The organism is Shimia sp. FJ5, assembly GCF_032918335.1.
Classification (GTDB): domain Bacteria; phylum Pseudomonadota; class Alphaproteobacteria; order Rhodobacterales; family Rhodobacteraceae; genus Shimia; species Shimia aestuarii_A.
In genome coordinates this window covers 40793-63244 of record NZ_JAWJUV010000005.1, presented here as the reverse complement: position 1 = coordinate 63244, position 22452 = coordinate 40793, and the positions used below count along the sequence as shown (strand labels likewise).

At 61.5% G+C, this 22452-nt stretch carries 25 protein-coding genes; 10 read left to right on the top strand and 15 right to left on the bottom strand.

Annotation, left to right across the window (positions count from 1 at the left end; translation table 11 throughout):
• Nucleotide 1: 1 nt before the first annotated feature.
• The 5 genes from R1W01_RS15445 to folK all read right to left on the bottom strand — a co-directional run bounded on the left by R1W01_RS15445 (nucleotide 2) and on the right by folK (nucleotide 4677).
• Entirely contained in the window at nucleotides 2-736 is a 735-nt protein-coding gene (locus R1W01_RS15445; RefSeq protein ID WP_243613726.1) for a pyridoxine 5'-phosphate synthase, read from the bottom strand.
• Between the two features lie 67 nt (nucleotides 737-803).
• Nucleotides 804-1472: a DUF2062 domain-containing protein gene (locus R1W01_RS15440; RefSeq protein ID WP_297758104.1), complete on the bottom strand. Its 669-nt coding sequence runs from the start codon at nucleotides 1470-1472 to the stop codon at nucleotides 804-806.
• 16 nt (nucleotides 1473-1488) lie between these two features.
• Nucleotides 1489-3645: a RelA/SpoT family protein gene (locus R1W01_RS15435; protein ID WP_243613724.1), complete on the bottom strand. Its 2157-nt coding sequence runs from the start codon at nucleotides 3643-3645 to the stop codon at nucleotides 1489-1491.
• Between the two features lie 25 nt (nucleotides 3646-3670).
• Entirely contained in the window at nucleotides 3671-4024 is a 354-nt protein-coding gene (gene rpoZ / locus R1W01_RS15430; RefSeq protein WP_243613723.1) for a DNA-directed RNA polymerase subunit omega, read from the bottom strand.
• 86 nt (nucleotides 4025-4110) lie between these two features.
• Nucleotides 4111-4677 (bottom strand): 2-amino-4-hydroxy-6-hydroxymethyldihydropteridine diphosphokinase, encoded by a 567-nt coding sequence (gene folK / locus R1W01_RS15425; RefSeq protein WP_297758111.1) that lies wholly within the window; start codon nucleotides 4675-4677, stop codon nucleotides 4111-4113.
• Between the two features lie 148 nt (nucleotides 4678-4825).
• Here folK and R1W01_RS15420 point away from each other — a divergent pair, with 148 nt between their 5' ends.
• The gene (locus R1W01_RS15420) at nucleotides 4826-5398 is read left to right on the top strand and encodes an NYN domain-containing protein (protein WP_243613721.1); all 573 of its coding nucleotides are present in this window, start codon (nucleotides 4826-4828) and stop codon (nucleotides 5396-5398) included.
• A gap of 43 nt (nucleotides 5399-5441) precedes the next feature.
• Here the strand turns inward: R1W01_RS15420 and R1W01_RS15415 are convergent, their stop codons facing one another.
• A complete protein-coding gene (locus R1W01_RS15415) occupies nucleotides 5442-5825 on the bottom strand; it encodes a c-type cytochrome (protein WP_243613739.1) in 384 nt (127 codons plus the stop codon).
• 204 nt (nucleotides 5826-6029) lie between these two features.
• Between R1W01_RS15415 and ispH the strand changes: the two genes are divergently transcribed.
• The 5 genes from ispH (at nucleotide 6030) to rnhA (ending at nucleotide 9282) form a co-directional block, all read left to right on the top strand.
• Complete coding sequence (gene ispH / locus R1W01_RS15410; protein WP_243613720.1) at nucleotides 6030-6980, top strand: 4-hydroxy-3-methylbut-2-enyl diphosphate reductase; 951 nt, start codon at nucleotides 6030-6032, stop codon at nucleotides 6978-6980.
• Between the two features lie 63 nt (nucleotides 6981-7043).
• Nucleotides 7044-7658: a LysE family translocator gene (locus tag R1W01_RS15405; protein WP_243613719.1), complete on the top strand. Its 615-nt coding sequence runs from the start codon at nucleotides 7044-7046 to the stop codon at nucleotides 7656-7658.
• On the top strand, nucleotides 7655-8245 hold the full coding sequence (locus tag R1W01_RS15400; protein ID WP_297758115.1) for a class I SAM-dependent methyltransferase: 591 nt from the start codon (nucleotides 7655-7657) through the stop codon (nucleotides 8243-8245). The genes R1W01_RS15405 and R1W01_RS15400 overlap by 4 nt, the downstream gene beginning before the upstream one ends.
• Nucleotides 8238-8837 (top strand): class I SAM-dependent methyltransferase, encoded by a 600-nt coding sequence (locus R1W01_RS15395; RefSeq protein ID WP_297758118.1) that lies wholly within the window; start codon nucleotides 8238-8240, stop codon nucleotides 8835-8837. The genes R1W01_RS15400 and R1W01_RS15395 overlap by 8 nt, the downstream gene beginning before the upstream one ends.
• Nucleotides 8830-9282: a ribonuclease HI gene (gene rnhA, locus R1W01_RS15390; RefSeq protein ID WP_243613717.1), complete on the top strand. Its 453-nt coding sequence runs from the start codon at nucleotides 8830-8832 to the stop codon at nucleotides 9280-9282. Before R1W01_RS15395 ends, rnhA begins: the two co-directional genes overlap by 8 nt.
• 3 nt (nucleotides 9283-9285) lie before the next feature.
• Here rnhA and R1W01_RS15385 read toward each other — a convergent pair whose 3' ends face one another.
• From R1W01_RS15385 to def (R1W01_RS15365), 5 genes are all read right to left on the bottom strand, one after another.
• Nucleotides 9286-10254 (bottom strand): glycosyltransferase family 2 protein, encoded by a 969-nt coding sequence (locus R1W01_RS15385; protein ID WP_317275313.1) that lies wholly within the window; start codon nucleotides 10252-10254, stop codon nucleotides 9286-9288.
• A gap of 158 nt (nucleotides 10255-10412) precedes the next feature.
• Nucleotides 10413-10649: a hypothetical protein gene (locus tag R1W01_RS15380; protein WP_243613715.1), complete on the bottom strand. Its 237-nt coding sequence runs from the start codon at nucleotides 10647-10649 to the stop codon at nucleotides 10413-10415.
• A gap of 14 nt (nucleotides 10650-10663) precedes the next feature.
• Nucleotides 10664-11569, bottom strand: a complete 906-nt coding sequence (gene fmt, locus R1W01_RS15375) for a methionyl-tRNA formyltransferase (protein ID WP_297758122.1) — start codon at nucleotides 11567-11569, stop codon at nucleotides 10664-10666.
• 10 nt (nucleotides 11570-11579) lie between these two features.
• Entirely contained in the window at nucleotides 11580-12074 is a 495-nt protein-coding gene (gene def, locus R1W01_RS15370; RefSeq protein WP_297758125.1) for a peptide deformylase, read from the bottom strand.
• Nucleotides 12075-12077: 3 nt separating this feature from the next.
• A complete protein-coding gene (gene def, locus R1W01_RS15365) occupies nucleotides 12078-12590 on the bottom strand; it encodes a peptide deformylase (RefSeq protein ID WP_297758128.1) in 513 nt (170 codons plus the stop codon).
• A 101-nt stretch (nucleotides 12591-12691) separates the two neighbouring features.
• Here def (R1W01_RS15365) and R1W01_RS15360 point away from each other — a divergent pair, with 101 nt between their 5' ends.
• Entirely contained in the window at nucleotides 12692-13864 is a 1173-nt protein-coding gene (locus R1W01_RS15360) for a MalY/PatB family protein (protein ID WP_297758131.1), read from the top strand.
• Between the two features lie 63 nt (nucleotides 13865-13927).
• Here the strand turns inward: R1W01_RS15360 and R1W01_RS15355 are convergent, their stop codons facing one another.
• On the bottom strand, nucleotides 13928-14281 hold the full coding sequence (locus tag R1W01_RS15355) for a hypothetical protein (protein WP_243613710.1): 354 nt from the start codon (nucleotides 14279-14281) through the stop codon (nucleotides 13928-13930).
• Nucleotides 14282-14434: 153 nt separating this feature from the next.
• Here R1W01_RS15355 and R1W01_RS15350 point away from each other — a divergent pair, with 153 nt between their 5' ends.
• Nucleotides 14435-15442, top strand: a complete 1008-nt coding sequence (locus R1W01_RS15350) for a glutathione S-transferase family protein (protein WP_297758134.1) — start codon at nucleotides 14435-14437, stop codon at nucleotides 15440-15442.
• Here R1W01_RS15350 and R1W01_RS15345 read toward each other — a convergent pair.
• On the bottom strand, nucleotides 15424-15786 hold the full coding sequence (locus R1W01_RS15345) for a response regulator transcription factor (RefSeq protein WP_243613708.1): 363 nt from the start codon (nucleotides 15784-15786) through the stop codon (nucleotides 15424-15426). The two genes, R1W01_RS15350 and R1W01_RS15345, sit on opposite strands and share 19 nt — an antisense overlap.
• A 194-nt stretch (nucleotides 15787-15980) precedes the next feature.
• Between R1W01_RS15345 and cbiB the strand changes: the two genes are divergently transcribed.
• Together cbiB and R1W01_RS15335 are read left to right on the top strand one after the other, a co-directional pair.
• Nucleotides 15981-16889, top strand: coding sequence for an adenosylcobinamide-phosphate synthase CbiB (gene cbiB / locus R1W01_RS15340; RefSeq protein WP_297758138.1), 909 nt, complete (start codon nucleotides 15981-15983; stop codon nucleotides 16887-16889).
• 59 nt (nucleotides 16890-16948) lie between these two features.
• Nucleotides 16949-18118 carry a lytic murein transglycosylase gene (locus R1W01_RS15335; protein WP_243613706.1) on the top strand — a complete coding sequence of 390 codons (1170 nt, stop codon included), beginning with the start codon at nucleotides 16949-16951 and terminating at the stop codon, nucleotides 18116-18118.
• A 48-nt stretch (nucleotides 18119-18166) separates the two neighbouring features.
• Here the strand turns inward: R1W01_RS15335 and R1W01_RS15330 are convergent, their stop codons facing one another.
• Nucleotides 18167-18748 carry a YceI family protein gene (locus tag R1W01_RS15330; RefSeq protein ID WP_243613705.1) on the bottom strand — a complete coding sequence of 194 codons (582 nt, stop codon included), beginning with the start codon at nucleotides 18746-18748 and terminating at the stop codon, nucleotides 18167-18169.
• A gap of 131 nt (nucleotides 18749-18879) precedes the next feature.
• Nucleotides 18880-22335, bottom strand: coding sequence for a chromosome segregation protein SMC (smc, locus tag R1W01_RS15325; RefSeq protein WP_243613704.1), 3456 nt, complete (start codon nucleotides 22333-22335; stop codon nucleotides 18880-18882).
• Nucleotides 22336-22452: the final 117 nt, after the last annotated feature.

Here is a 22452-nt window from a genome sequence, read left to right as displayed (position 1 = left end):
CTCAGGCCCGCGCTTCGTCCATGAGGCGGCGCATTTCCTTCAGCACCGGCTCCAACCCGACAAAGATCGACTCGGCAATCAGGAAATGCCCGATATTGAGTTCGACAACCTCCGGGAAGGCCGCGATCGGCTTCACCGTGTCATAAGTCAGCCCATGCCCGGCATGGACCTCAAGGCCAAGCGAATGCGCATAGCTCGACATCTCGCGCAGCCGCTCCAACTCGGCGTCGCGCTCTTTGAGACGCCCTTCGTAATGCAGGTCGCAATAGGCCCCGGTATGCAGTTCCACAACCTGCGCCCCAATCCGCGCTGCCGACTCGATCTGCGGCTTGTCCGCGGCGACGAACAATGACACGCGGCACCCCGCCTCGCGCAAAGGCGCGATGAAATCACCGATCCGATTTTCTTCGCGCGCGACCTCGAGACCGCCTTCCGTCGTCCGTTCCTCGCGTTTCTCCGGCACGATGCACACCGCATGCGGCACATGGCGCAGCGCGATCTGCTGCATCTCCTCGGTCGCCGCCATCTCAAAGTTGAGCGGCACCGTTAGGTTTTCCATCAAGGCATCAATATCTGCATCGAGGATATGGCGACGATCTTCGCGCAAGTGCGCGGTGATGCCGTCCGCACCCGCAGCCTCGGCCATCTTGGCGGCCCGAACCGGGTCCGGATAGGCACTGCCGCGCGCATTGCGCACCGTGGCCACGTGATCGATATTCACCCCTAGTCGCAGCATCTCGCAGCTCCCCTGTTTCCTGTTGCTGGAAATCTAGTGCGACGGCTCTCCGGGCGAAACCCGTTTCTCAACCTCGACCGTTTTCTTCTTCGGCCCGCAAGGCAGCCTGTTGCCGCGCCCGTTCGCGCAGCGCTGCCATTTTCTTTTGAATCTTGGCCGTGCGCCGTTTCTGATAGGCGCGGATGACCGGCACACTGATGTAGTAGGCTACAGTTCCGGCAATGATGCCGGGAAGGATTCCACCAACGAGATAGGGAAAGAACACTTCATTCCAAAAAAGCCGCAAGGCCGTCCAATCCGCATCGCGATCCGTAAAAAGCGCACCAACATTGCGCCAAAGGTCGAGCCCCGCATGCGCGAATTTCCCAACGAGCGAGCGATGCGCGCCTTCGTCGAACTGCGTCCCAAGAAGGAAGTGCCCCGTCTTGAGAGAGATGACACCAATTGGCAGATAGGTCAGCGGATTGCCAAAAAACGTCCCAAGCAGCGCCGCAAGAAGATTTCCGTTAATCACGCGTGACACCAAGGCGGCGACGACAAAGTGCATCCCGTAGAACGGAGTGAATGTCGTAAAGACCCCGGCCCAAATGCCCCGTGCGATGAATTCGGGCGTACCCGGCAGCCGGCGCAGGCGATGACGCACATAGTAGAACGCGCGGGTCCAGCCCCCTTTGGGCCAGAAGAAGTCGAACACGATCTGGTAGATCGGTCGCTTGTCCCTTCGCTTGAAGACCACCTTTGTGTGTCCCTTGCTACTTTGATCCCGCCGACACCTTTGCAAGGCTGGGGTCTCTGTATCGTTCTATCTCTGCCACATCACTCTCGGCCGCAAGGGCCATCATGAGCGAATGCAGGTGCTCTGCATCTCTTAGATCAACATGCACCAAAAGACGGTAAAAATCGGGCTTCCTGTCGACGAATTCGAGGTCCGAGATATTCGCCTTGTTCTCGCCGATCAGCGTGCAGATCCGCCCAAGGACACCCGCATCGTTGCCAATCGTGATGTTGAGCATCACCGTATAGACAGCCTTGTGCTTGCCCGAGCTCCAATGCAGGTCGATCCAACGATCCGGCTGTTCCTCGTAATTGCTGAGAGACTCGCAATCAATCGCGTGCACCACAACGCCTTGGCCACGATAGGTGATGCCGACGATCCGCTCTCCCGGCAGCGGCTGACAGCAGGGCGCGCGGTGGAAACTCTGGCCTTCTGAGAGGCCGATCACAGCGCGGTCGCTCGCCACCTCGTCGCCCTCTTCCGGCACGAGGTCGGGATAAACCGCCTGCACGACCTCATACGCCGTAAGCTCTGCGCTCCCCATCCGTGCCAAAAGCTCGTCACGATCCTCAAGGCGCAAAGTCTGCGCCGCCATGTCGAGCGCCTTGTCCGTCGCCTTCTTGCCAACATGTTCGAACGCCGCCCGGGCAAGTTCGCGCCCAAGCTTGATGAACCGTTCCTTGTCGACCTCGCGCAACGCGCGCCGGATCGCGGAACGCGCCTTGCCCGTAGTCGCAATGTCGAGCCATGTCGCCTGTGGCGCCTGGCCTTCCGCCGTGATGATCTCGACCGACTGGCCGTTCTTGATACGGGTCCAAAGCGGCACGCGCATGTGGTCGATCTTTGCCCCGACACAGGCATGGCCGATCCGCGTATGGATTGCATAGGCAAAATCGAGCGGCGTCGCCCCACGCGGAAGCTTGACGACTTCGCCCTTGGGCGTGAAACAGAAAACCTTGTCCGAATACATCTCGAGCTTCACCGCCTCGAGGAATTCGTCATGATCATCCTCGGCACTGAACTGCTCGGCCAGCGTGTTGATCCACTTTCCCGGATCAACGGCAAACGGGTTCTCCCCGCGCACGCCGTCCTTATAGGACCAGTGCGCCGCAACCCCGGACTCGGCCACGTCATGCATCTGCTGCGTGCGGATCTGCACCTCGACACGGCGACCATTGCGCCCCGAGACCGTTGTATGGATCGACCGGTAGCCGTTGGATTTTGGCTGGCTGATGTAGTCCTTGAACCGGCCCGGCACCGCGCGCCAGCGCAGATGGATCGCCCCAAGCGCCCGGTAGCAATCCACCTCGTTCTTGGTGATGATCCGGAAGCCGTAGATATCCGAAAGCCGCGAGAACCCCTGATCCTTCGCCTGCATCTTGCGCCAGATCGAATAGGGCTTCTTGGCGCGGCCAAACACCTCCGCCTCGATCCCAAGCTCCGCGAACTCCAACCGCATGTCATTGGTGATCCGCTGGATTACATCCCCGGTTTCTTTCTGCAGCGTGATAAAGCGGCGCATGATCGACGCACGCCCCTCGGGGTTGAGCACCTTGAACGCGAGGTCTTCAAGCTCTTCGCGCATCCATTGCATCCCCATGCGCCCTGCAAGGGGGGCAAAGATATCCATGGTCTCGCGGGCCTTCTGCACCTGCTTCTCCGGGCGCATCGCCTTGATCGTCCGCATGTTGTGCAAACGGTCGGCGAGCTTCACAAGGATCACGCGCAGGTCTTTCGACATCGCCATGAAGAGCTTGCGGAAGTTCTCGGCCTGTTTGGTCTCGCTTGAGGAAAGCTGCAGGTTGGTCAGCTTTGTGACCCCATCCACGAGCATCGCAACCTCATCCCCGAACCGCGTCGCGACTTCGGAATACGAGGCCTTGGTGTCCTCGATCGTGTCATGCAAAAGCGCCGTGATGATCGTCGCATCGTCAAGATGCTGCTCGGTCAGGATACAGGCGACTTCGATGGGATGGGAAAAATAGGGCTCTCCGGAATGCCGGGTCTGCCCTTCATGCATCTCGCGGCCGAAATCATAGGCCTCGCGGATGAGCTTTTCATTGGTCTTCGGGTTGTAGGTGAGAATGCGTTCAACGAGCTCATCAACCGGGAAAAGCTCGAATCTGTCTTCCATTCTCTCCTACCGACGCCTCTCGCGCTTAGCCCTGGCCTTGCGCTTCCATGAGGGCGCGAAGGAGTTTTTCTTCTGACATGTCGTCTTCGGCAGGCGCATCGCTTTCGGCACCCATGAGAAGCGCCATGCGATCCTCTTCCGGCTCGTCGACCTCGATCTGGGTCTGGTAGCTCTCGATGAGGCGCTCACGCAGTTCATCCGCAGTCTGGGTCTCTTCCGCGATCTCACGCAGACTCACGACAGGGTTTTTGTCGTTGTCCCGGTCCACGGTGATCTCCGCACCAGAAGACACTTCGCGCGCACGGTGTGCGGCAAGCATCACAAGTTCGAAGCGGTTCGGAACCTTGTCGACGCAATCTTCAACGGTCACGCGGGCCATGTGGGACTCCATTCAGTCTGGGACGGGTCAGAAACCGAGTATCTAAGAGGGATGGGCGACGAAGACAACCCCACAATCGCCTGATTTCAAAGGGGCCGAACCTCTTTTCGGGCGCTTTCGGGCAATGCAGCAAGCATTTCGGCAACGCTTTGCCCAAAAACCGGGTGAATCCAGTCCGGCGCCACATCATGCACGGGCACAAGGACAAAGGCCCGCTCGTGCATCCTTGGATGTGGAAGAATCAGTTGCTCCGGGGTGGCTTTCATCTGGGTGTCGAGATCAAGATCACGCCATGCGGCGTATGTATCCTGATCCGGCAAGACCTGCGCCCCGCCTGCGATCAGGTCGATGTCGAGTGTCCGCATACCCCAACGCTGCTGCCGGGCACGCCCGAACGCCGCTTCGATCTCGTGCAACCGGTCAAGTAGCGCGCCCGCGTCAAGCCGGCTTTCCACAAGCGCCGCCGCGTTGATGTAGTCCGGCCCTGCACCCGGCGGGAAACAGGGCGTCTCGTAGAGGCGGCTCGAATCAACCAGCCGCATCCCCTCGCCATCCAGCATTTTTAGCGCCGCACGGAGCGTTTCTTCGGGCGAACCCTCCTCCGAAGGCAAGTTTCCGCCGAGTGCAAGTATCCAAAGATACATCTTATCCATTGTTTTTCCTGTTTCAGGGGTCAAACCGGGGTGTTCTTTAGCTTGCAGCCCCCTTTAAAACCACTACCCTTATGCGATGTCGGCGCGCGCTTCCTGAACACTCACTGGATTTTTTCGTGTGCGCCGCGACATTAGAAAGGGACTTTTTATGTTTTACAAAGACGAACGGCTCGCGCTGTTCATCGATGGCTCAAATCTATACGCCGCAGCAAAAGCACTCGGATTTGACATCGACTACAAACTCCTGCGGCAGGAGTTTATGCGACGTGGCAAGTTGCTGCGCGCGTTCTACTACACGGCGCTTCTGGAGAATGATGAATATTCCCCGATCCGCCCGCTGGTAGACTGGCTTCACTATAACGGCTTCACCATGGTGACCAAACCGGCCAAGGAGTACACAGACTCCCAAGGACGCCGGAAGGTCAAGGGGAACATGGATATCGAGCTTGCTGTGGACGCCATGGAGCTCGCGCCGCATGTGGACCATATCGTGCTGTTTTCCGGAGATGGGGATTTCCGGCCGCTGATCGAAAGCCTTCAACGGCAAGGCGTGCGCGTGTCTGTGGTCTCCACGATCCGTAGCCAACCGCCGATGATCTCGGATGAGCTGCGCCGTCAGGCCGACAATTTCATCGAGCTTGATGGACTTCGTGAAGTGATCGGCCGACCGCCGCGCGAAACGGCCCCGGCCGAACGCGAACCGGCATATAGCGCCGACTAATGAAACCGGGGCCGCGCGCCCCGGTTTTTCGTTTGTCCCGCGCCTATTCGTTGCGCGCGTTGTGGGCCTCGACAATCTCCTCTGGCCAGGTGCTCTTGATATAGGCGAGCACCTCGACAATCTCCTGATCGCTCAGAACCCCGTCGAACCCCGGCATATTGCTTTCGTAGTCTCCACCGACAAGCGCCTCTGGCCCGTACTTCGTCAACCTGAACAGAACCATGTCCGGATGATGCCACGTATGCCCCGAAGGATCGTGCGGCGGGGCAGGCAGGCGTCCGTCCGGCCCCGGCTGACGCCAGTTCTTTTCCCCCTCAAGCCGATCTCCATGACAGCTTGCACAGCTGTCCGCATAGACCTGTGCACCCCGCTCAACAGCAGCGCCATCGCGGTAAGGCAGAAACCCTTTGCCCTCCGCATGGGCCATCATTCCAGCCCCTCCAGATAGCCCCATAAGAGCCCCAGCCAGCACACAACAGGCCTTCCACATCGTCGGTATCCTCCACTATTTGCGCTCAAGCCATAGAACCTTCCCATAACTGGAAGGCCAATCACGAGTTCGCGACCGGCGCAGGCTGGACGTTGGAGGGTCAAACCCTTACCTCTGTGCCAAGGACGAAAGGACGCGCGCATGACCAAACCCGCCCTGACACTTTACCTCGCCGCCCCGCGCGGCTTCTGCGCGGGTGTCGACCGCGCAATCAAGATCGTCGAGATGGCGCTCGAGAAATGGGGTGCGCCGGTCTATGTCCGACACGAGATCGTGCACAACAAGTTCGTCGTCGATAGCCTGCGCGAGAAAGGCGCGGTCTTTGTCGAGGAACTGTCCGACTGCCCCGATGACCGCCCGGTGATCTTCTCTGCTCATGGCGTGCCCAAGCTCGTCCCTGCCGAGGCCGAGCGGCGCAACATGGTCTATGTCGATGCCACCTGTCCGCTTGTCTCGAAGGTGCATATCGAAGCCGAGCGCCATTCCGAAAACGGCCTCCAGATCATCATGATCGGCCATGCCGGACACCCCGAGACCATCGGCACCATGGGTCAACTCCCGGATGGCGAAGTCCTCCTTGTCGAAACCGAGGCTGATGTCGAGACCATCGAGGTCCGTGATCCCTCGAAACTCGCTTTCGTGACCCAGACAACCCTTTCCGTCGACGACACGATCGGCATCGTCGCGGCCCTCAAGGCCCGCTTCCCCGAGATCGTCGGTCCACATAAAGAAGACATCTGCTACGCGACCACCAACCGCCAAGAAGCGGTCAAGGAAGTTGCGCCCAAGGTCGATGCGATCCTCGTGGTCGGTGCGCCGAACTCGTCCAACTCCCGCCGCCTTGTCGAAGTGGGCGCCAAGAACGGCTGCGCCTATTCGCAACTCGTGCAGCGCGCCGAAGATATCGACTGGCGCGCGCTCGAAGGCATCCGCGCGATTGGCATCACCGCTGGCGCCTCCGCGCCCGAAGTCCTCGTCAACGAAGTGATCGACGCCTTCCGCGACCGTTTCGACGTGACCGTCGAAATCGTCGAAACCGCCGTGGAACGCGTGAACTTCAAGGTGCCGCGCGTCCTGCGCGAAACCGCCTGATATTGACCGCGCGCGCCATACCGTGTCAGCTGCCCGGAACATATTTCTGATCCCGAGGCGCCCATGATCTCCGCTCAATTCCTGCTGACGGCCCTTGTCGTCGTCATCGCCCCCGGTACGGGTGTCATCTACACGCTCGCCATGGGCATCGGCCAAGGTCACCGCGCCGCGCTCTGGGCCGCACTCGGCTGCACCTTCGGGATCGTGCCGCATCTCGCGGCGGCGACACTCGGCCTCGCGGCTGTGCTCCACACGTCGGCGCTTTTGTTCAACGTGGTGAAATTCGCCGGCGTCGCGTATCTGCTCTACCTCGCATGGTCCGCGCTGCGCTCCGGTGGTGCGCTCTCGGTCAGCGCCGAGACCCGCTCCCGCCCCGGCTTTGCCATCGCCCGCCGTGGCGCACTCATCAATATCCTGAACCCAAAGCTCTCGGTCTTCTTTCTCGCGCTTCTGCCGCCATTCCTCTCTGGCAACCCGGCCACCGCCACCCTCGAGATGACGGCGCTCGGCGCGGTGTTCATGGCCCTGACCTTTGGCGTCTTCGTCCTCTACGGCCTCTTCGCCGCCAAGGCCCGCGACCTTCTTCTCGGAAGCGCGCGGGTGATGAGCTGGCTCAACCGGGGCTTTGCCGCGATCTTCGTCGCGCTTGCGGGCCGCCTCGCCCTCGAACGCGCATGAGCGATCGCGAGACCCTCGCCGTCTACGATGCACAGGCTGCCGACTACGCCGCCCTGACCGAAAGTGAAGCGCGTGACAAACAGCTTGCCGCCTTCATCGCCGACATGCCGCAAGCGGGCCATGTGCTCGACCTCGGTTGCGGCCCCGGACACTCTGCCGCCGAAATGGCGCGGCACGGCCTGAACGTCACGGCGACGGATGCCTCTGCCGAGATGGTCTCCCTCGCTGCCGCGCATCCCGGCGTCACTGCCCATCAGGCCACGTTCGACGAGATTGCAGGCCATGCGCTCTATGATGGCATCTGGGCAAATTTCTCCCTGCTCCACGCCCCGCGCGACGCCATGCCCCGCCACCTCGCCGCCATCGTCCGCGCCCTGAAACCCGGCGGTCGGTTCCATATCGGGGTCAAGACCGGCACAGGCTCGAGGCGTGACGCGCTCGGGCGGCTCTATACCTACTATACCGAGGACGAACTGACCGCCCTCCTTGCCGATGCGGGCCTGTCAGTCTTTGCTACGAATCGCGGCACCTCCAAGGGGCTCGACGGCGCCATGGCGGGATGGATCACCCTTGCCGCCCGTGCCTGACGCGCGCACCCTCGCCGTCTACAGCCGCGCCGCCCGCGCCTACGCCAAGGACGGCACTCTTCCCGCCGATGTGGATCAAGACGCAGACGTTGCGGCTTTCCTCTCACTTGTTCCAAAAGGCGCCCATGTGCTTGACCTCGGCTGCGGCCCCGGCCAATGGGCCGCGCGGCTTGTGGCCGAAGGCCTTGTCGTCGATGCGATCGACCCGTGCCCCGAGATGGTCGCCCTTGCCACCGCCCGGTTCGGGATCGCTGCGCGCGAAGCGACGCTCGCCGACCTTCCCAAAACCGCCGCCTATGATGGGGTCTGGGCCAATTTCTCGCTGCTGCATGTCCCGCGCGGCGCCCTGCCGGATCATCTCTCACATATCCGCGCCCTGCTACGTCCCAAAGGTGCGCTCCACATCGCCATGAAGCTTGGTGCGGGCGAGTCCCGCGATGCCTTCGACCGCTTCTTCACATACTACCGCGAAGAGGATCTCGCCGCGCGTCTCGAGGCTGCCGGGTTCACGATTTCACATATCCGACGCGGCAATCGCCACGACCGCTCTGGCGATCCGGATACCTTCGTTGTAATGACCGCCCATGCCTGATCTCTTTGCCTATACCGACGGAGCCTGCTCCGGAAATCCCGGCCCCGGCGGCTGGGGCGTTCTCATGCGCGCCAAAGAGGGCGACACCGTCCTCAAGGAACGCGAGCTTTCTGGCGGCGCCCCCGGCACCACCAACAACCAGATGGAACTCATGGCCGCGATCAGTGCGCTCGAGGCGCTCACCAAGCCCTCGACCATCACCATTGTGACCGACTCCACCTATGTGAAGAACGGAGTCACGGGTTGGATTCACGGCTGGAAAAAGAACGGTTGGAAAACCGCGGCCAAGAAACCGGTCAAGAACGCCGAGCTTTGGCAACGCCTCGACGCCGCGCAAGCGCGCCATGATGTGACATGGGAATGGGTCAAGGGCCACGCGGGCCACCCCGAGAACGAACGCGCCGACGAACTCGCCCGCGCCGGGATGGCGCCGTTCAAACCCTAGGTCTCAGGCAACGTCGCGCGCTGCCTCCGACGCCGGGGCATCCAGCTGGGCAAGCGCTTTGAGGAAGGTCTTGCACTGTTGCTCGCGCCGGGCCTTGCGCGCCATCCGCTGCGCCCAATCAAGCGCCGCCTCGTGGTGCCGGGCAAGCGCCTCATCCTGCGCAAGAAGACGGCGGCGATAGGCTTCCGCGGCAAAGAACTTCTCGGCCAGGGACGTGTCTTCCTCGTCGTTCTTATCGAACTTCTTCCAATAGCCCATCTCGATCGTGCCCTTGAAATGGTTGGCACGTCCGCGACGCTGCTTGTTGAGGAAAGCATCGAGTGACCGCAGCGCATAGTGGTTCAACTGTGCGCCCTCATAGCCATAGTGATCGCGCAGATGCAGCGCGCCGCCCTTGTCATCCTCGAGAACCCGCGTGCCATCCGGCAGGATCCAATGGATCGGCGCATGGTTCTTGGCAAGGAACGGGCGGTGAACCCCCATGCGGTTGAACTTCGTCTTGTCATTGCGAAAGAGCGTCTTGAAGAACCGATGTTCGCCCGGCTTGCCCTCGGCTGGTTGCGCTTTGGTGAACTGCCTTGGCACGCTTTCGCCGGTGATCTTTTCGACCCCTGCATTGCCGAAAATACGCCAGGGGAAGGAAATCGCATCCGCCTCGGGATGTTCTGCGATCAAATCCTGAAACGTCCCGTCGCCGACCTTGATATCGAGGAACTCATCGACATCGACAACAAGGATCCAATCCGCCTCGCGCACCGCCGGTTCGTGTTCCGCCCACATGAGCGCGCTTTTATGCGGCCCGCGCCGCATCACCCGATTGAAACGGTGATGTACCTCGCCCATGCAATTGAGCCGCCGCAGGATGTGATCCGTCGGGTCCGACACGTCGTTGGTAAACACGACGATATCCGTTGCTCCGAGGGTTCTGTAATGCGCCACCCAGTCGAGGATATAGGCTCCCTCGTCTTTCATGGTGGACACAACGGTTACTTTCGGCGCGGATGTTCCGCGCCCCAAGCCTATGCTCGCCACTGCTACTGCCTCATATGTCACGCGGCTCATTTGAACGGCCGCTTTTTATGAGATTCAGTGTAACGCCTGTGATTCGCTGCGTAAAGCGTCGGCTCGGATTACTTGCGGAAATGGGTCGGCACGATGGCCAAAGACCCCACAGAGGCAATGATCGCATTGAGCCCCGGACTGCCGAAACTGATCTGGAACATCCGGCTCACCATGAAGAACAGGAACGCGCCACCCACACAGATGATGATCGACGGGATATAGCCATTGCGCGTGAACCCAGACCGTTCCGAGGCATAGCCGATGATCCCCGCGATCACGACCGTACCGAAAAAGGTAAAGAACATGGGCTGTCTCCCGCCTAGAGCCGCGTGCCCTTGGCAACGGCAAAACCGCGCTGGAACACATCCGCATCCTGCGCGCCCTTGCCCGCCCGTTGCAAGCGCAGAAGCTGCACGGCTCCCTCGCCGCAAGCCACGGTCAGCGCATCGTCAAGGACTTCGCCCGCCGCTCCGGCGCCCTCGACACACCGCGACGCGAGAAGCTTCACGCGCTGGCCCTCGATTTCACACCACGCACCGGGAAAGGGCGAAAGGCCACGGATCTTGCGATCCACCTCGACCGCGGGCGCGCTCCAATCGACTTGCGCCTCTGCCTTGTCGATCTTCGCGGCATAGGTAACACCGTCCTCGGGCTGCACCTCCGGTTCGAGATCATCAAGCGCCACAAGCGCCTCGACAATCGCCGCCGCGCCCATGTCCGACAAACGGTCGTGCAACTCTGCGGTCGTCTCTTCCGCCCCGATCTCCGTCGCTTTGCGTAGCAACACAGGCCCGGTATCAAGCCCCGCTTCCATCTGCATGATACAAACGCCCGTCTCGTCATCCCCCGCCATGATCGCACGATGGATCGGTGCCGCACCGCGCCAACGCGGCAACAGGCTTGCATGGATGTTAAGGCAACCCTTCTTCGGCGCATCAAGAACCGGTTGCGGCAGGATCAACCCATAGGCCACGACAACCGCCACATCGGCGCCCAGCGCGGCAAACTCCGCCTGCGCCTCTTCCCCTTTGAGAGACACCGGGTAACGCACCTCAAGGCCAAGCGCCTCGGCCCGCGCATGAACCGGCGTCGGACGCTCTTTCTTCCCGCGTCCCGCCGGACGCGGCGGCTGGCAATAGACGGCGGCAATCTCGTGCCCCGCCTCCACAAGCGCATCAAGAACCGGCACGGAAAACTCCGGCGTGCCCATGAAAACAATCCGCATGGCCTTCCTCCTACCGCGCCTTCTGTGCCCGCTTGAGAAGCATCGCGCGCTTCGTCCGGCTCAGGTGGTCGAAATACATCTTGCCGTTCAGGTGGTCGATCTGGTGCTGCACGCTCGTCGCCCAGAGGCCAACGAAATCCTTTTCCACCGTCTCTCCCGCCTCATCCATATACCGCACGGTGACGGCGCGCGGCCGCTTGATCGTCGCCCAGACACCGGGAAGGTTCGGGCTCGCCTCGTCATGTTCGCGAAGCTGCACGCTCGCATGAAGGATTTCCGGGTTGGCCATCCGCACAACCTGACCGCGCTCTTCGCTCGCATCGACGACGGCAAGCCGCTGCATCACGCCAATCTGGTTCGCACCCATGCCGACGCCCGGCATCGCTTCCATCGTATCGACAAGATCATCCCACACCGCGCGCTCTGCGTCGGTGATTTCTTCAACCGCTGCCGCCGCCGTGCGCAACCGCTTGTCAGGCCACGGGATACAGGTCCGCACCGCCACGGATCAGTCCCTCGCCCGCTCGCGTTTCATCTTCTGCGACTTGCGCGTCATCATCTGCCGCTTCATCGGGCCGAGATAATCAATGAAAAGCTTGCCGTTGAGGTGGTCGATCTCATGCTGCACACAGGTCGCCCAAAGCCCGTCAAAGTCCTTTTCCTGCGGATTGCCGTTCTCGTCGATCCAACCCACGCGCACCTCTGCCGGGCGCGTGACCTCGGCGAATTGCTCTGGGATCGAAAGACACCCCTCCTCATAGGTGTTGAGATCTTCGCTCTTGTCGAGGATTTCGGGATTAAACATCACCATCGGCTCTGGATCGCCGTCCTTGACGCAATCCATGACGATCAAACGATCCAGAACCCCCACCTGCGGTGCGGCAAGCCCGATACCGGGCGCATCATACATGGTTTCAAGCATGTCCTTGGCCAGTGCGCGCAACTCGTCCGACAAATCGGACACCGGCGCACAGACCTTCTTGAGACGCGGGTCGGGGTGAATGAGGATCGGCTTCAGCATGGCCTTCATCTAGGCCAAGCCAACAAGGGTTGCAACGCCCCTTGCGCCCGCCGGTCAATCCGCTAGCGTCACCCTGTTCAACAGCAAGGGACGCGTGAGACATGAACTTCGACGAGATCATCAACCGGTATGGAACCCACTCCGTCAAATGGGACATGATGGAGAAGCTCTATGACGTTCCTGCATCTGACGGTCTCGCTATGTGGGTCGCCGACATGGATTTCCGCCCACCGCAATGCGTCTCTGACGCGCTGCAAGCCATGGTCGATCATGGCGTCTATGGCTATTACGGCGACGATACGGCCTACCGCGAGGCGATCACCTGGTGGATGCAGACGCGCCACGGCTGGACGGTCGACCCCGCCCATATCTTTACAACTCACGGCCTCGTCAACGGCACAGCCATGTGCGTCGATACCTACACCGAACCGGGCGATGGCGTCGTCCTTTTCACCCCGGTTTACCACGCCTTCTCCCGCGTCATCAAAGCTGCCGGGCGCGAGGTCGTGGAATGTCCGCTCGTCAACAATGACGGTCGCTACGAGATGGACTTCGCCGCCTACGACACGATGATGACCGGTGCCGAGCGCATGGTCATCCTCTGCTCGCCCCACAACCCCGGCGGCCGCGTCTGGACTAAGGACGAACTTCAGGGCGTCGCCGATTTCTGCAAACGCCACGACCTGATCCTCGTCTCCGACGAAATCCATCACGATCTCGTCTATCCCGGCCACAGCCACATCGCGATGCCCCTTGTCGATCCGACGATCCTCGACCGGCTCGTGATGATGACGGCGACAACCAAGACCTTCAACATCGCCGGTTCCCACTCCGGCAACGTCATCATTCCCGACGACGCCCTGCGCGCCAAATTCGCGGCCCGTATGGCTGGGCTCGGCCTCTCGCCGAACTCCTTTGGCCTCTTCATGGCCGAGGCCGCCTATTCTCCCGAAGGCGCAGAATGGGTCGATGCGCTGATGCTCTACCTTGATGGCAATCGCCAACTCCTCGACAGCGCGATCAACGCCATTCCGGGGATCAAATCCATGAACCTCGAAGCCACCTACCTAAGCTGGGTCGACTTCACCGACACCGGCATGGCCCCGCCCGAATTCATCGACCGGGTTCAGAAACAAGCCCGCATCGCCCCCAACCACGGCGACACTTTCGGCTCTGGCGGCGAAAATTTCCTGCGCTTCAATATCGCCACGCCCCGCGCCCTCGTCGAACAAGCCTGCGAGCGCCTGACCGAAGCCTTCTCGGACCTGCAATAACCCGCACAAGACAAGAGGCGGCCAGATTGCTCTGACCGCCTCTTCATCTCTCTACCAAATGCCCTAGCTCTGATCGGCGATGAGCGCAGTGGGCTGGTTCTCACCTTTAAAATAATCCGCAGGCGGCTTGTCCTCCGCCACGGTCGAGCGCTTGAACTCGTAATGCATCACGTCGCCGTCCTCCTCGGAGGCCACGATGAGGCATTGATAGACATGCCGCCCCCCGTCGTAGAGATCGACCAATCCGCGCAAATGCGGCGCATCCTCGATATCAAGGGTAAACCCGTTCTCGCGATATTTCAGAACGCGAAACGACTGACCATCGGCCTCGACCCGCATCTTGCTGCTCTTGCGCAAGCTCTTCTTGCGGGCCGCATCAAGCCCCGCCTGCACTTCCTTAGGAACCCATGTCGACATATCGCGTTCTCCATACTTGTCCGCAGGGTCACGGCCAAAGCGATTCCCGTCAACCGCCCACCTGTGCATTGACGCGCAGTTCCCCTGCGCCCTGTTGCGTTTTCACCGCACCCTTCGCGCCCTACCTCTTGGGACAACAGAAAGGAGACCATCATGGGTTTGCTCGTCGACGGTCAATGGACCGACAAATGGTATGACACAAAGGCGACGAACGGAAAGTTCGTGCGCTCTGAATCGCAATTTCGCAACTGGATCACCGCCGATGGCGCGCCTGGCCCCTCTGGCGAAGGCGGCTTCAAGGCCGAAAGTGGACGCTATCACCTCTATGTGTCCTATGCCTGCCCCTGGGCACACCGAACCCTGATCTTCCGCGCCCTGAAAGACCTGACCGATCATATCAGCATTTCAGTCGTGCATCCCGATATGCTTGGTGAGGGCTGGACTTTCCAAACGGATGCGTATGGCGCAACCGGCGATACCCTCCTCGGCAAAACCTTCGCCCGAGAGATCTATACCGAGGCCGACCCCGTCTATTCCGGGCGCGTCACGGTGCCGATCCTTTGGGACAAGACGCGTAAGACCATCGTCTCAAATGAAAGCGCCGAGATCATTCGCATGCTCAATTCGGCCTTTGACGACCTGACCGGCAACCGAGAGGACTACTGGCCCGAGCCGCTTCGCGACGAGATCGAAGTCGTCAACGCGCGCATCTATGACACGGTCAACAACGGCGTTTACAAATCCGGCTTTGCCACCACACAGGCCGCCTATGAAGAAGCCGTCTATCCACTCTTTGAGACCCTCGACTGGCTCGAAGAGCGGCTCTCCAAGTCGCGCTATCTCATCGGCAATCGCCTGACCGAAGCGGACTGGCGCCTTTTCACGACGCTGATCCGCTTTGATCCGGTCTATCACCTGCATTTCAAATGCAACCGTCGGCGTCTCATCGACTATCCGAACCTTTGGGCCTACACGCGAGAGCTTTTCCAACATCCGGGCGTCGCCGACACGGTCAACATGGATCACATCGTGCGCCACTATCACTATAGCCACGATACCATCAATCCGAACCGCATCCTGCCGATCAACCCCGAGATCAACTACTGGGAAGCGCACGGTCGCGAAAAGATGGGCGACAAGGATCAGGGCGTCGCGGCGTAATGTTCGACCATAGCGGCGATGTCCTCGGGCGGTGTGCTTGATTGCACGAACGCACAGGCGTTGGCGCTATGGCGAAAAATGGATCCATCGGAAAAGAACGAGGTGTTGGTGACAAAGAGCACCCGCGCCTCGGGACGCCGGTATGAGGCGAAATCCGAAATCGCAAGCGCCGCGCCTTCCTCGATCACGAGATCAAGGACAATGATATCAAAGGGCCGCATCCGCAGGGCATGAATCGCCGTGGCCTCACAGGTGACGAGGTCAACCTCGGCCCCAAGCCTTTCCAAATGCCGTTGCCAGAGCCGACCCAAATCTGGATTGCTCTCTACAATCAGAACCCGCATGTCATCTCCTGCGACAGTCGGGCCAAACACAACCAATCCATAGATACCGGGCCCGCGCCTTACCAGACTCCTAACAAATGATTAATTTTGGATTAACCGAGGCGCGTGGGGGCCTGTAATTCTTGCACTCGCCCCCCATTCCCGCGACAACGCACCTGCGCCCGAACCGGATAGCTTGCACAGGTTGAAGTCCCATGAGTCACGCCTCCCTCCTCGCTCTCGCCTTGCTTCTCGATGCAGCCCTTGGCGAACCGCGCTGGCTCTGGTCTCGGGTGTCGCACCCGGCTGTGCTGCTTGGGCGCGCGATTGGATGGGCAGACGCGCGGTTCAATGAGGGATCATCGCGCAAGGCCAAAGGTGTTGCCACCATCGCAGCCCTGACACTGGCCATGCTGGTCCTCGGCAAACTCCTCGCCGCCTTCGGCTGGCTCCCTGAGATTTTGCTTGCGGCAATCCTTCTCGCCCAACGCTCGCTTGTCGATCACGTCCGTGCCGTGGGCGATGGTCTGCGCCTGTCTCTTGGCGAAGGCCGACGCGCCGTGTCGCGCATCGTCTCGCGCGATACCGAAGCGATGGACGCCGACGCTGTCTCCCGCTCTGCCATCGAATCCGCCGCCGAGAACCTCTCCGACGGTGTCATCGCCCCGGCCTTCTGGTTTCTTGTCGCGGGTTTGCCCGGCCTCCTCGTCTATAAGGCCATCAACACCGCCGATAGCATGATCGGCTACCGCACTCCGCGGCATGAGCAATTCGGCTGGGCCGCGGCACGGTTCGACGACCTCCTGAACTGGATTCCCGCCCGCCTGACCGCGCTCATGATCGGCGCAACGCATAATGTCCTCTCCGATTGGCCCGCGATCCGCACCGACGCGCGCCTGCACCGCTCACCCAATGCCGGATGGCCCGAATCCGCCATGGCCCGCGCCCTTGGCGTCGCCATCTCCGGCCCCCGCGCCTATGACGGCGAGATGCGCGACTTTCCCTTCGTCAACGCCACGGGCCGCCGCAACCTCGGCCCCGACGAGATCGACGCAGCCTGCACCGCGCTTTGGCGGACATGGGCCGCCGCCCTCGCCCTGACCGTCCTCCTTGCCCTGATCTAATCATTGTCCGCGCGACCCTGCCCCTGCTAGGCTCGCCGCAAATCGTTCACGAGGATCTCATGCGTTTTACTCTCTTCATCGCCGCGCTCGCGCTTACCGCCCAATCCGCCCTCGCCGCGACACCCTGCGGCGGTTCCTTCTCGGGCTTTGTCCAGGATCTCAAGTCCGAAGCGGTGTCGCGCGGCTATGCGCAATCCACGGTGAACAATTTCTTCGCCTCCGTCCGCCAGGACCCCCGCACCCTCAAGGCCGACCGCGCGCAGGGCGTCTTTCAAATGCCCTTCCTCGACTTCTCACAACGCCTCATTAGCCAAAACCGCATCAATGTCGGCCAATCCAAGGCCAAGACCTACGCCAACACCTTCTCCCGCATCGAGAAAACCTACGGCGTCTCGCGCGGCGTCCTCTTGGCGTTCTGGGCTTTTGAGACGGACTACGGCGCGTTTCAGGGCGACTTCAACACGCTCAATTCCCTTGTGACGCTGGCCCATGACTGCCGCCGCCCGCATCTCTTCCGCCCTCAGGTTTTCGCCGCGCTCGAGCTTTACAAACACGGCGATTTCAGCCCAACCAAAACCACAGGCGCTTGGGCGGGCGAGATCGGCATGGTCCAGATGCTCCCGCAAGACATTCTCGAGAACGGCGTCGATGGCGATGGTGATGGCCATGTCCTCCTCAAGACCTCCGCCCAAGACGCCCTCATGTCCGGCGCCAAGATGCTCTCGCATCTCGGTTGGCGCAAAGGCGAACCGTGGCTACAAGAAGTGACCGTCCCAGACTCCATGGACTGGTCCCTCTCTGGCCTCCAGACCACGATGAGCACCTCCGACTGGTCCCGCCTCGGCATCAAGCCGCGCTCGGGCAAGCTCGCCAACCTGCCTGCGTCCTTGATCCTACCGCAGGGGCGCAAGGGGCCGGCTTTCCTCGCCTACCCGAACTTCAACGTCTATTTCGAATGGAACCAGAGCTTTGTCTACGTGACCACCGCCGCCTATTTCGCAACCCGCCTCGAAGGCGCGCCGCGCTATGACGCTGGCAATCCAGAACCGGGCCTTTCAGGCGGCCAGATGAAACAGCTTCAGCGCAAGCTACAGGCCCGCGGCCATGATGTCGGCAAGATCGACGGCATCCTTGGCGCAGGCACCCGCGCCGCCGTGCGCGCTGAACAAATGCGCCTCGGCCTGCCCGCAGACGCTTGGCCCACGGCCACGCTTCTCAACCGCCTCTGAAAAGCGGAAACAAGGCCCGGAGCCAGAAATGCACTCCGGGCCTTTTCCTTAGTGCTCAAACACCATCCGAACCGCGACCGGTGTGACACGCGTGATGCCAGAAAGACCGGCGAGATCCTTCAACGTGTCAATCCCGCCATCAAGGCCAAGATCCGCAGTCGAGAGCATGATGAAATCCGCGGTCGTGACGAGAACCCGATCCTCCGCCAGCCGCACGACAAGCATCTCTGCCTCGACATCCGCCTGCATGCCCATGAGGGAAAGGCTCCCTTCGAACCCGGTCAACATGGTCTCCCCAACCGCAAGCGCGCTCACCGCGCCCATATCGACCGTTCCCATCAATTCAGCCGTGGTCGCGCCCTTGAACACATGCTCTGCCATGCGCTCGTTGCGGATGTCGATATTCGTCTCCACCGAAGTGAGATCAATCATGATCGACACGTCTCCCGCCTCGGAAACGCTACCGCTGACACCACTGAAATGATGAACCTCCCCGGTCTCATTCCCCTTTACTGACCCGAAAGCCACGCTGGATTGCGCATCCACGGACCGCCACACCATATGCCCATCGGCCAATGCCATCCCCGCAGCCAGAATACCGGCGGCGGCAAATCCAAGAATCTGTTTCATTGAAATACTCCTCCTATCGCGCGGGCAAAATGCCCATGCGAAAATCATGCCGCTTCCCGAATCTTTGCTCAACGATTCTATAAAAAGGAGATGTCTCAGTCGCTTAACGTGCGAGACCCTGGCCAAATGGCCTAGGCCACCATCGACTCCGCCGCCTTGAGGTCAACCGACACAAGCTGCGAAACGCCCTGCTCGGCCATAGTCACACCGAACAGGCGATCCATCCGCGCCATGGTCACAGCATGGTGCGTGATGATGAGGAAGCGCGTATTGGTGCGGCGGCACATCTCGTCAAGAAGATCACAGAACCGCGTCACGTTCGCATCATCAAGCGGCGCGTCGACCTCATCGAGAACACAGATCGGTGCCGGGTTGGCAAGGAACACCGCAAAGATGAGCGCCAGCGCCGTCAGCGTTTGCTCGCCCCCCGACAACAGGCTCAGCGTCGAGAGCTTTTTGCCCGGCGGCTGGCACATGATCTCGAGCCCCGCCTCGAGCGGGTCATCACTCTCGACAAGCACAAGGTTCGCCTCGCCACCACCAAACAGGTGCCGGAACAACAAGGTAAAGTTTGAATTGACCTGCTCGAACGCTGTCAGGAGACGCTCGCGCCCCTCACGGTTGAGGCTTGCGATCCCGCCGCGCAGGGTCTTGATTGCCTCCTCCAAATCCGCCTTCTCGGTCACAAGCGCATCATGCTCTTCCTGTACCGCCTTGGCGTCTTCTTCGGCACGCAGGTTCACCGCGCCAAGGCTATCGCGCTGCCGCTTGAGACGGTTCACATCCGCCTCGATACCATGGCTGTCCGGCATCGCATCCGGCGTCACGCCAAGCCGCTCAAGAAGCGCAGCAGGCGAAATCTGTTGTTCCTCGTAGATCCGCTCGGCCGCGAACGAGACCGTTTCGCGTGCCGCATCGGCCCGCGCCTCGGAACGCGCCCGCGCCTCGCGCGCCTCGCTGGCCGCTCGTTCCGCGTCTCGTTCGGCATGTTCCGCCTCGCGCAGCGCGGTTTCCGCCTCGGCCAACGTGTCCGCCGCCTTGCGCCGCCGCGCTTCGGCCTCTTCGATCGCATCGCTTAGCTCGGCACGCTTCGCCGCGATCTCGTCCGGCGCACTACCGGCTTCCTTGAGTTCGGCTTCCGATGAGGTCTTGCGCTCGGCCAATTCGCCGATCCGCTTCTCCGCAGTCTCAAGACGATGGCGCCAACCGCTGATCTCTTTGGTGATCTCCTGGCTTCGCTTAAGACGGGCCTCACCTTCACGCCGAAGCTCATCCTGCGCCGAGCGTTTGGACATCATGGTGATCCGCGCCGCCTCGACCGTCATCTTGACGTCTTCCACGCTTTCACGGGCTGCGTCGAGATCGCCAAGATCGCTGAGGGCCTTTTCGGCCTCCGCAACCTGCGCCCGCGCGCCCATCGCGTCTTCTTCGTGCCGCGCCACCGCAAGGCCCAGGGATTCCAGCTTCCCTTCGGCAAGGTTGCGATCCGCTTCTGCCCGGCTCAGCGCGCGATTGGCATCCGCCACGGCCCGGTCTGCTGCCTGTCGCGCCTGACGCGCTGCCTTGTCGGCCTCGGCCAAATCACGCAGCCGCGCCTGAAGCGTTTCATGCGCCTGCACCGCGCCATCGGCCCGCGCCGTCGCCCGCGCAAGCTGCTGTTTCAATTCTTCGAGACGGTTCAGCTGTTGAAGCCGCAGCGCGGCTGCGCTCGGCGCATCCTCGGCCCAAGCGCGATACCCATCCCAACGCCAAAGATCCCCCTCGAGCGAGACAAGCCGCTGGCCGGGTCTCAGGAGCGGCTGAAGCCGCATCGCATCCTCTGCCGCGACAAGCCCGATCTGGCTCATCCGCCGCTCAAGCACCTCCGGCACAGACACATGCGCGACAAGCGACGGCACCCCATCAGGAAGCGCCTGCGCCTCGTCATACGCCGGAAGCACATGCCAGCCAGACGGCCCGTCTTCGTCCACTTCCGGCGCCCGAAGATCATCCGCCAATGCCGCGCCAAGCGCCTTCTCAAAGCCCTGCTGGACCTGCAAACGGTCGAGGATTTGCCCGCCTTCGGCCGTATCCCGTTCAACAAGCTTGGCAAGCGCCGTGACCTCGGCCCGCAACGCGTTCAACTCGCCCTCGGCCTCTGACCGTTCGGCCCGCGCATCGGCCTCGCGGCCCTGCGTTTCCGCCCGCTCTTCTTCGGCCCGCGAAAGCGCCACTTCCGCCGCCTCTGCGGCCTGAACCGCTGTCGCCTCCGCGGTCTTCGCGGTCTCGAAATCCTCCGACGCCTTCACCAGTGCCGCCTTAGAGACATTGACCGCATCCCGCGCTTTGCCAGCCTCGGCCTCGCTCTTTTCAAGCGTCTTGCGCGTATCATCAAGGAACCGGTGCGCCGATTGGTGCCGCGCCGCAAGCCGCGCCACATCCTCGGTCAGCTGCGACAGTTCGCTCTCGCGCTCTTGCAACAGGCTCGCGGCCTCGCGCGCCGCTTCCGTCGCCACCTCGAGCTTTTCGTTGTGACCTTCCCCGGCCTTGGCGATTTCCGCGGCTTCCCATTCGAGCCGCTCGATCGTCTCGCCCGCGTCGCGGTTGAGCCCCGCTTCGCGCTCCATATCCTTGCCAAGCTGCTCGATCCGGTTCTGCAACGTCTCGATGATCTGACGCGCGTGTTCTTCCTGATCGTTGAGCGTATCGCGCTGCACCTGAAGCCGCTGCAACACAGCCGCCGCAATCGCTTCTTCCTCGCGCAAGGGCGGAAGCGCATCATCCTTGGCCTGCCGCGTCTTGGCTGCCGCCCGCGCCGCGCCCTCGGCCTGTGCCGCCGCCGTGGTCCGCTCGCGCAGCTCCTCGTCCGACTTGGCCCGCGCCTCATCCGCTTCGCGCCAGCGTCGATAAAGGAGCATCCCCTCTGCCTGCCGCAGCTCTTCGCCAATCGCCCGATAGCGCGCCGCCTGTTTCGCCTGCCGCGCAAGCTGCGCCAGCTGGGTCGCCAATTGCTCGATCACGTCATCGACACGCGCAAGGTTGCTCTCGGCCCCCTTGAGCTTGAGTTCCGCCTCGTGCCGCCGCTGATACAGCCCAGAAATCCCCGCCGCTTCCTCAAGGATACGGCGCCGGGCTTTCGGCTTGGCGTTGATGAGTTCCGAAATCTGCCCCTGCCGCACGAGAGCAGGCGAATGCGCACCCGTAGAGGCATCGGCGAATAGCATCTGCACATCACGCGCCCGCACGTCCTTGGTATTGACCTTATAGGCCGATCCGACATCGCGCGTGATCCGGCGCACGATCTCGAGCGCATCATCCTCGTTGAACCCGGCCGGGGCCAGCCGCTCGCTATTGTCGATATGAAGCGACACCTCGGCAAAGTTGCGCGCCGGGCGTGTCGCCGCCCCGGCAAAGATCACGTCTTCCATCCCGCCGCCACGCATCGCCGTCGGACGGTTCTCCCCCATCACCCAACGCAGCGCTTCCAGAAGGTTCGACTTTCCACAACCATTCGGCCCCACGACCCCGGTCAACCCGTCCGCAATGACAAGGTCGGTCGGATCGACAAAGCTCTTAAAGCCGGTCAGTCTGAGCTTGGAAAAACGCAAGGCGTTACGATGTCCCCGTGATTCTGATCTATCGCTCAAGCCTGCCCAAGCAGATATGCCAGAGTCAACGATGATCCACAGGATATGCCCCCAGCACCCAAGTTATCCACAAGATAT

Coding starts and splice junctions, on each gene's coding strand:
- R1W01_RS15330 (WP_243613705.1), bottom strand. CDS start 18,748: ATGAAACAGATTCTTGGATTTGCCGCCGCCGGTATTCTGGCTGCGGGG.
- R1W01_RS15355 (WP_243613710.1), bottom strand. CDS start 14,281: ATGTCGACATGGGTTCCTAAGGAAGTGCAGGCGGGGCTTGATGCGGCC.
- R1W01_RS15435 (WP_243613724.1), bottom strand. CDS start 3,645: ATGGAAGACAGATTCGAGCTTTTCCCGGTTGATGAGCTCGTTGAACGC.
- rpoZ (WP_243613723.1), bottom strand. CDS start 4,024: ATGGCCCGCGTGACCGTTGAAGATTGCGTCGACAAGGTTCCGAACCGC.
- R1W01_RS15400 (WP_297758115.1), top strand. CDS start 7,655: ATGAGCGATCGCGAGACCCTCGCCGTCTACGATGCACAGGCTGCCGAC.
- R1W01_RS15385 (WP_317275313.1), bottom strand. CDS start 10,254: ATGAAAGACGAGGGAGCCTATATCCTCGACTGGGTGGCGCATTACAGA.
- ispH (WP_243613720.1), top strand. CDS start 6,030: ATGACCAAACCCGCCCTGACACTTTACCTCGCCGCCCCGCGCGGCTTC.
- cbiB (WP_297758138.1), top strand. CDS start 15,981: ATGAGTCACGCCTCCCTCCTCGCTCTCGCCTTGCTTCTCGATGCAGCC.
- def (WP_297758128.1), bottom strand. CDS start 12,590: ATGCTGAAGCCGATCCTCATTCACCCCGACCCGCGTCTCAAGAAGGTC.
- R1W01_RS15360 (WP_297758131.1), top strand. CDS start 12,692: ATGAACTTCGACGAGATCATCAACCGGTATGGAACCCACTCCGTCAAA.
- rnhA (WP_243613717.1), top strand. CDS start 8,830: ATGCCTGATCTCTTTGCCTATACCGACGGAGCCTGCTCCGGAAATCCC.
- R1W01_RS15350 (WP_297758134.1), top strand. CDS start 14,435: ATGGGTTTGCTCGTCGACGGTCAATGGACCGACAAATGGTATGACACA.
- fmt (WP_297758122.1), bottom strand. CDS start 11,569: ATGCGGATTGTTTTCATGGGCACGCCGGAGTTTTCCGTGCCGGTTCTT.
- R1W01_RS15445 (WP_243613726.1), bottom strand. CDS start 736: ATGCTGCGACTAGGGGTGAATATCGATCACGTGGCCACGGTGCGCAAT.
- R1W01_RS15415 (WP_243613739.1), bottom strand. CDS start 5,825: ATGGCCCATGCGGAGGGCAAAGGGTTTCTGCCTTACCGCGATGGCGCT.
- R1W01_RS15420 (WP_243613721.1), top strand. CDS start 4,826: ATGTTTTACAAAGACGAACGGCTCGCGCTGTTCATCGATGGCTCAAAT.
- R1W01_RS15345 (WP_243613708.1), bottom strand. CDS start 15,786: ATGCGGGTTCTGATTGTAGAGAGCAATCCAGATTTGGGTCGGCTCTGG.
- folK (WP_297758111.1), bottom strand. CDS start 4,677: ATGGATAAGATGTATCTTTGGATACTTGCACTCGGCGGAAACTTGCCT.
- R1W01_RS15380 (WP_243613715.1), bottom strand. CDS start 10,649: ATGTTCTTTACCTTTTTCGGTACGGTCGTGATCGCGGGGATCATCGGC.
- R1W01_RS15335 (WP_243613706.1), top strand. CDS start 16,949: ATGCGTTTTACTCTCTTCATCGCCGCGCTCGCGCTTACCGCCCAATCC.
- R1W01_RS15405 (WP_243613719.1), top strand. CDS start 7,044: ATGATCTCCGCTCAATTCCTGCTGACGGCCCTTGTCGTCGTCATCGCC.